The 7,448-nt window shown below is 41.4% G+C and carries 5 protein-coding genes; 1 reads left to right on the forward strand and 4 read right to left on the reverse strand.

What is annotated here, in order from left to right; all coding sequences use genetic code 11:
• Positions 1 to 170: 170 nt before the first annotated feature.
• On the forward strand, positions 171 to 2,420 hold the full coding sequence (locus A923_RS0108940; RefSeq protein WP_017221327.1) for an ATP-binding protein: 2,250 nt from the start codon (positions 171 to 173) through the stop codon (positions 2,418 to 2,420).
• Here A923_RS0108940 and A923_RS0108945 read toward each other — a convergent pair.
• From A923_RS0108945 to A923_RS0108960, 4 genes are all read right to left on the reverse strand, one after another.
• Entirely contained in the window at positions 2,404 to 3,381 is a 978-nt protein-coding gene (locus A923_RS0108945) for a sensor domain-containing diguanylate cyclase (protein ID WP_017221328.1), read from the reverse strand. The genes A923_RS0108940 and A923_RS0108945 overlap by 17 nt on opposite strands.
• Before the next feature lie 133 nt (positions 3,382 to 3,514).
• Entirely contained in the window at positions 3,515 to 4,429 is a 915-nt protein-coding gene (locus A923_RS0108950) for an alpha/beta fold hydrolase (protein ID WP_017221329.1), read from the reverse strand.
• A gap of 218 nt (positions 4,430 to 4,647) precedes the next feature.
• Positions 4,648 to 6,615 (reverse strand): bifunctional 2',3'-cyclic-nucleotide 2'-phosphodiesterase/3'-nucleotidase, encoded by a 1,968-nt coding sequence (locus A923_RS0108955; RefSeq protein WP_017221330.1) that lies wholly within the window; start codon positions 6,613 to 6,615, stop codon positions 4,648 to 4,650.
• A gap of 165 nt (positions 6,616 to 6,780) precedes the next feature.
• Positions 6,781 to 7,347: a DUF4136 domain-containing protein gene (locus tag A923_RS0108960; RefSeq protein WP_017221331.1), complete on the reverse strand. Its 567-nt coding sequence runs from the start codon at positions 7,345 to 7,347 to the stop codon at positions 6,781 to 6,783.
• Positions 7,348 to 7,448: the final 101 nt, after the last annotated feature.

The raw sequence follows: 7,448 nt of genomic DNA on the forward strand, positions 1-7,448 counted from the left end.
ATGTATGTAGGCCGCCGGTCACAAATGCAGGTCCTAAAGATGATTTATACATGCTAATTAAAAATGGCGATGATAGACTCCCTTCTCATGGTTTAGTATTAGTTCTTTTAATTTTTTATCAAGTGATTTGATTTTGACAGGGCGGTTAAATGAAAATGAAAAGGACTTTTATGTTTTCTTCGATACGTGCCAAGTTAAATTGGCTGATGGCCATTTTTATATTTTGTTTACTTTTTTCTATATATGAAGGCTCCCGCCTGATTGATTATGGTAAAACTGCGGTTGACCAGCAATCCAATGTTTACCGCCATGCCAGTACCCTTATTCTTAACGCAGACCGTGATGCGTATCAGGCATATTCCGCTTTTCAGCAATACATTATAGATGGTGACGCTAATGCGTTTACTGTGATTAATAGCAATTTAGATCAAATCAAAACCCGTTACGGCAAATATGTTGAACTGTATCCGACGCACGATAATTACAATATATTGTCGTTGATGGCACAGTGGCGTCAATTAACCAATGATTATGCTGCTAGTCAGGACGATGAAGAAAAAGCCATCATCCATTGGGCGATCACTCAAGAGTTCCAGGTATTAAGAACCCGTCTAAACCAAGAGTTTGACCAGATTAATGCCAAATCAGAACAAGCCGTTAATGATTTTCATGTGCATTTATTTAAAGCCTTCACTCGGTTGTTAACCGTCTTTACTATTTTGCTGATCTCCATTGCTGGTATTTATGGCTTAATTAAACGCAGTATTATTGCCCGTGTTACGGATTTAAACCGTAATATCGGCTTTATTGCAACGGGTGATTATGACAAGCGTATTGAGAACAATACCGATGACGAAATGAGTGATTCGTTTGCGCATTTAGCAGCACTACAAACCGAGTTAAAACAGAATATTGCTACCATCACCCAAGAAAAAGATAACGCCAATATAGCAAATAAGGCCAAGAGTACATTTTTGGCCAATATGTCACATGAAATACGCACGCCACTCAACGGTATTATTGGTATGGCTGAGATCTTAAAAGACTCACAGTTGTCGCCTATCCAAAAAGATTACCTGATGACGATTGATTCATCTTCGCAAACCTTGTTGATGTTGATTAACGATGTACTCGATTTATCAAAAATAGAGTCGGGCAATTTAGCGATTTCGCCGCACACATCGAATGTCAAAGAAGTATTGTTTGATACGGCATCATTAATCGCAGCTAAAGCGCAAGCTAAAAGCATTGAACTCGATATTAAAATTGACCCCGCGCTGCCAGCGTTAGTTACATTAGATGAGCATAAGTTGAGACAAGTGCTGATGAACTTGGCGTCTAATGCCGTTAAGTTTACAGCGGCTGGTAAAATCACTCTGGCATTACAGTCTAGAGTGGTCGATTCTGATAATATTGCCTTGTCGTTCTCGGTTAAAGATACCGGCATCGGTATTGAATCAGGCAAGCATGGCAAAATATTTGAAGCGTTCCAACAAGAAGACAATAACACCACGCGGCATTTTGGTGGTACCGGTTTAGGGCTGTCTATTAGCGCTAAGATTGTCAGTTTGATGGGCGGGAATATCGCCATCACATCGATTAAAGGTGAAGGCAGTGATTTCCATTTTACGATTGTTGTTGGTATCGAAAAATCACAGCCGAAACAAACTGTATCGCCGTTTCAAGCCATTATTATCAATACTGAAGATGCGCAATTCTTACAATCAGAACTCAATGACTTAGGGATCGAATCCACCGCGTGTGCTGACATTAATGGTGTGGCGGCGAGTATTAAACCTAACTCGATTATTATTTATAATCAGCAAGAAGTTGAATTGGCTAAAATAGAATTGCAAACCTTGCGTCAAAAGGTAGGGGCAACGCCGATATTAGTGGCACGGAGTAATCACAGTGAGCAATTTAATTATGCACATTTAGTGGATGGGTACATTACCAAACCACTGTTCGGCCTTCGCTTGATTAATATGATCGACGATCTTAATTTGCATGGTACAGCCTACACCAATGAGATAACTAAAACGGTAAATCGGGCTATTTTGTTAGTTGAAGACAATTTAATTAATCAGAAGGTGGCATCCATTAACATTAACCAACTCGGACTTGATGTTATCGTGGCTAAGAACGGCCAAGAAGCAATTGATATGTATGCTGAAAGCCATCAACATATTAACTTAGTGTTGATGGATTGCATGATGCCGGTGATGGATGGCTTTGATGCCACGATTGGCATTCGAGAGTATGAAGATACTTATGCTTTGCCGCGCATGCCGATTGTTGCGCTAACCGCGAGCATTTTAGAAGATGATATCCAACGCTGCTTCGATTCAGGAATGGATGATTATTTACCTAAGCCATTTAAGAAAGAGATATTTAGAGATAAAATCAGTAAGTATAGCTAATCATGCTTGGCGCTGTTGCCGACTCAACTTGTTTAATCGAGCATCTGCAAACGGTATTACGCCCTTCTGATTTAGCTTGATATAAGGCTGTATCTGCCGCATTCATCATGTCATGGATTGACTGCATTACAGGTAAATACTGGACGATACCGATGGATGCGGTGAGCTGAATACGTTGCTCTTTGTGGTCGATTTTCATTGTCGCTATCGTATCTCGGAACCGCTCTACAAGCGGTAAACTTTCGTTGCAATCGGTATTCGGGAGTAGGATTGCAAATTCGTCACCACCGAGACGGCCAAATATATCCCCACTGCGCAGTTCGGACTTAATATTCTGCGCAAATGCTTTAAGCACCATATCGCCAGCAGCATGACCAAAGCTATCGTTTATAACTTTGAAGTTATCGATATCGATGACCACTAACGTCAAAAGGGGTTGTTTTTGTTGTGCCTTCGTAAACTCTATTTCAGCCATGTCATAAAAATTTCGACGATTACTTATCACTGTCAATTCGTCGGTGGTTGCGCGGGTATGTAGCTCTTTGGTTAATGCTTGTAATTGCATTTCTGTGTGTTTTTTGTCTGTGATATCGGTGCTGTGAAAATAAAGGATATCATCGCACACCAACTGCTCTGTCACTAAATGCCAACGGCCATCTTGAGTATCCGTTTCGAAGCTGCGGAAGGGCGCGCTGCGTCTTTTATGGTCGGCGGCTTGCAACCATACTTCGATATCGTCTGATTCAATATTTAACCCTTCAGTGTTATTGAAACATTGTTTGATTAACTCACTAAAAGTTTTGTTTAACGCTTGTTCTGCAGTGTCATTAAATAGCTTAGCCATGCTGTCATTGCAATAGATGACAATGTCATTTGCATCAAAAATCGCAACGCCGTCATTGGTTAATGAGAAAGCATCAAATATGATATCTTGTACTTTTGTTGTCGGAAGAGTAAGCATCCATCTACCCCTAAATTATTTATAGTATTAACCATAGTTACGACGCTACAAATGACCGAAATATTACTTAATAATGAGATGTAAACACTGTAATAGTGTCAGGATTTTTTTGATTGCTAGGTGTAAGCAGTGTTTATGCCGACTCGTTAATAATCGCAAGGCATTCACTGGCATGGCTGGTCACTAAGAAGTGGCTAGCCCCTGTGATTGTATAACGCTTGTTGTTCGGTAACTCATGACTTAAATGACTAACAATGGCTTGTGCAATCGGGTTTGATGCCGACCCGCACACTAATTTGGTCGGTATGGTTAATGCTTGCAACGCGGATCTGTCATGGTAAGTATTTTCACACAGGGTCCAATGACGATTGTTATTTTCGGTGAGTGGTACCATGCCATCTTTAATGAAATCGGGTAGGGGCTCAAATGCACCTTCTCCTCCCCAGAAATCGATGACCTGTCCACATACGTAAGGTTCATTATTACGGATACCTTGACGATAACCTTGAATGAATTTATTGACCTGTGTTGTCATGTCATCGTCACCGACGGCTGTAAACACCCAAGTCGTTACCGGTTCAAATAGGGTTAACGCGCGTATATTTACCGATCCCTTCAGCGCTAGGGCAAGCGCGACTACACCACCAAAAGAATGGCCGATAAGCTGAATAGTTTGCTTGGACTGTTTGCATTGATAGGGCTGTTTTAATTGATTGGAGTGTTCGTATTGATCGTGTTGATTAGTTTGAGCGCGCTGCTCACACACTTCAGCAATGACGGATTCAACTATCGCCAGTTCAGTCTCTATGTTTGGCGCGGAAAAATCAGCGGGATCGGGCATGCCACCGTGCCCGGGTAGCTTAATCGAAATACAATGATGTGTGCTGGCGAGCTGCTGGATGATCTTCTTCCATGTTGATGTCGTCGCGTAAGAGCCGTGAATAAACACAATAGGGCTACCGCTGCCTTGCTGTTCATAGTAGCAAGGTGTTGTGTTATTGACGTTAGCGGCGTTGGCTTCACTTTTATCGTGCTTGTTATTACTCATATGACGTCCTGTCGACAGAAATAGTTATTATTGAAGTTTAGCAAATTATGCCGTGAAATTAAGTTAAAAAAATACCGCAGACTGGCTGCGGTATTTTATGTCGATCAACTATTGATGTTGACGGATTGTTTACGCCTGCTACTTGACGTAAGCCGACAGAGAAAAACGTCTAGTCAAATACCTGGTTCAACGCTTAGCTAAACGTATTACTTTTTGTTTTATTTCTTATTTTGTAAGTCTAAGCTATAGATAGCAAAGCCCAGTTTATCTTCGTGCATAAACTGCATCGGGTATTGGCCTTTGTCCTTGATGAACTGAGCGGCTTTTTCACCTGGTGCTGTTTCAAACGTGATCGTTAGTTTCTTATCGCTTTGTAACGGTGTGAAGTACCAGTTGTTATCTGCACTTGGCGTTACTTGGCCTTTTTCTTTACTGACGCGGCTGATGTAATCTGCAAGTACAGTACGGTTTTCATCTGGAGATGCAAATGCAACAAATGCTTCGCCTGTACCAGCAAACTTCGCACTGTAAGCACGGTAGTTATTTGTTGCGACGAGGAACGGCTGCGCAGGATCTACTGGTTTGCCTTCAAACGTTAAATCTGTAATGCGGCTTGAGTTCGGATTAATCAGTTTACAATCGCCGTTATAACGTGCTGGTTGCGATAAATCGATACCGTATTTAACGCCGTCCATTACATCGTAATTGTAAGTACGGAATTCATCCCAGTTGATTAAACCTTGTGGTGCAGTGCTGTTTAAGTCGATTTGGTTAAACTGACCAGCAGAACACTCAAGCCATTCTTTTACTTCTTTACCTGTTACTTTCATTGCCACTAGGGTATTAGGGTAAAGGTATAGATCGGCTGCGTTACGGAAGGTTAGCTGACCCGATTCAACTTCAGTGAAGTTAGTTGGATCGTTACCACGGCCGCCAGCTTTAAACGGTGCTGCAGCTGAAAGTACTGGAATACCGTCTAAATCAGGATCACCTTGGATAAAGCGTTCAACGTAATCTTTTTGCGCCAAGTTAACAATTTGAATTGTTGGGTCGTCTTGTACTAGCGCAAGGAAACTGTACATCACATCACTTGCTTTACCGATAGGTTGGTTAACGAAGTTACGTGTTGCTTTGTGGTCTTCTTGTACTGCTGCAACCATTTTCTCGTCAGCTTTCACTAATGGTTTTTTAGTAAACTTGTCGAAAATAGGACGTGCTTCAGTTTGTGCGTGCGTTACTTTCCAAGTATCACCTTGTTTGTCTAATACTAGATCCATGATACCGACATGATCACCCCAGCGACCAGGCATGACAGCTGGAATACCGTTGATTGTGCCTTTTTCAATATCAGCGCCAGGTAACTTAGAGAAGCTCTCGCTTGGGAATACGGCATGCGAATGACCAAACGCAATCGCATCAATACCTGGTACTTGTGTTAGATAGTAAACTGAGTTTTCAGCCATTACTTTATACGGGTCAGCCGATACGCCTGAATGCGGGATCGCTAGAATAATATCTGCGCCTTGTGCTTTCATTTGTGGTACAAATTTTTCTGCTGTTTGTTTGATGTCTAAGGCTTCAACTTTACCTTCTAGGTTTTTCTTATCCCAGATTAAAATTTGCGGTGGTACAAAACCGATGTAACCAATTTTAACTTGATGCTCTACGCCGTCAGTATCAGTAAAGGTATTTGTTTTGATGATGTACGGGGTAAACATGTTTTTACCGGTCTTAAGATCGATAACGTTGGCATTGATATACGGGAAGTTAGCGTCATTTGTCGCTTCTTTTAAGAAGTCTAAGCCGTAGTTAAATTCGTGATTACCAAGGTTGCCGACTTCATAACCCAGTTGATTCATGGCTTTGTAAACCGGGTGTACATCACCTGGTTGTAGGCCTTTATCTGCCATGTAGTCACCCATTGGACTACCTTGTAATAAATCACCGTTATCAACTAATACGCTGTTTTTTACTTCTGCACGGGCTTCTCTTACTAGTGTGGCTGTACGCACTAGGCCAGTTTTCTCGGTTGGCTTGTTTTTGTAATAATCATAATCCATTACGTTGGTATGAATATCCGTCGTTTCTAAAATACGTAATTTGATGGTTTCGGCATAAGCAGGACCGGCCATGGTAAGTAGCCCACCGAGTACCGCGATAGCGACTGGTTTGATAGATAACGACATGATTTTCTCCAAGTTAAATAGAAGTAGATACAGAAACGCCAAGGTAGCATGAATACACTAATCTTGGCGTTTAATTGTCAGTAATCGCTTGTTTAATCACTTATTATAATGAGATTTGGGTGATTTTTTAGCAATTTACAGTCGATAAAACTAGCTCGGTATCGATTATTCAGCTGCACGTGTTGGTACTTTATTAAGCATAGAATGCATGACTGCATAAATATTATTTTTACGTGCTTGGGTTGATGCTTTATTTTTGGCGATACCCTGCGCTAATACTTGCCATTGCGGCTGCAGTGTTTGCGGTTTGTAAAATGCAATTAAGGCACTGCCTTTTTGGAACTCAGTTGCTTGATCGTGGCTCAGGACTAAGCCAACGGTATTGCCGACTTTATCAAAAATTTCTTCATCAGATAATTCGGACTCTATCGCTAGGCCATAACCCACCAGAAAGTCTGCTTGTTGCGCATCGTCAATTAAGGTATAGCCTTTCTCCTGCATTATCTTTGCGATGGCTTCTTCGGTGTACTCGGTAAATAATGTTGCATTGACACTGTCGGGCAAGAACGTTTTGCTCTGGCCTGGGTACCAAGCAAAGGTGCGTTGTTGCTGGGCGAAATGGGTTAAATCGCCTGTGACTATTTTGGTTATTGGTGTTGTTGTTACATATTCAGTGGTTGTGCAGCCAGTTAACATGAACATTAAAATAAAGGGAATAATTTGTTTAATCATGGGTTAACCTTTGACTATAAGTGTCTGTTGGGAATATTTGTTGTCAACTGTTGTAATGGTACCGTTGTTGTAATTGCACTGTTGTTGTAATGGTATTGTTA

It is taken from the genome of Moritella dasanensis ArB 0140, from assembly GCF_000276805.1.
GTDB lineage: Bacteria > Pseudomonadota > Gammaproteobacteria > Enterobacterales > Moritellaceae > Moritella > Moritella dasanensis.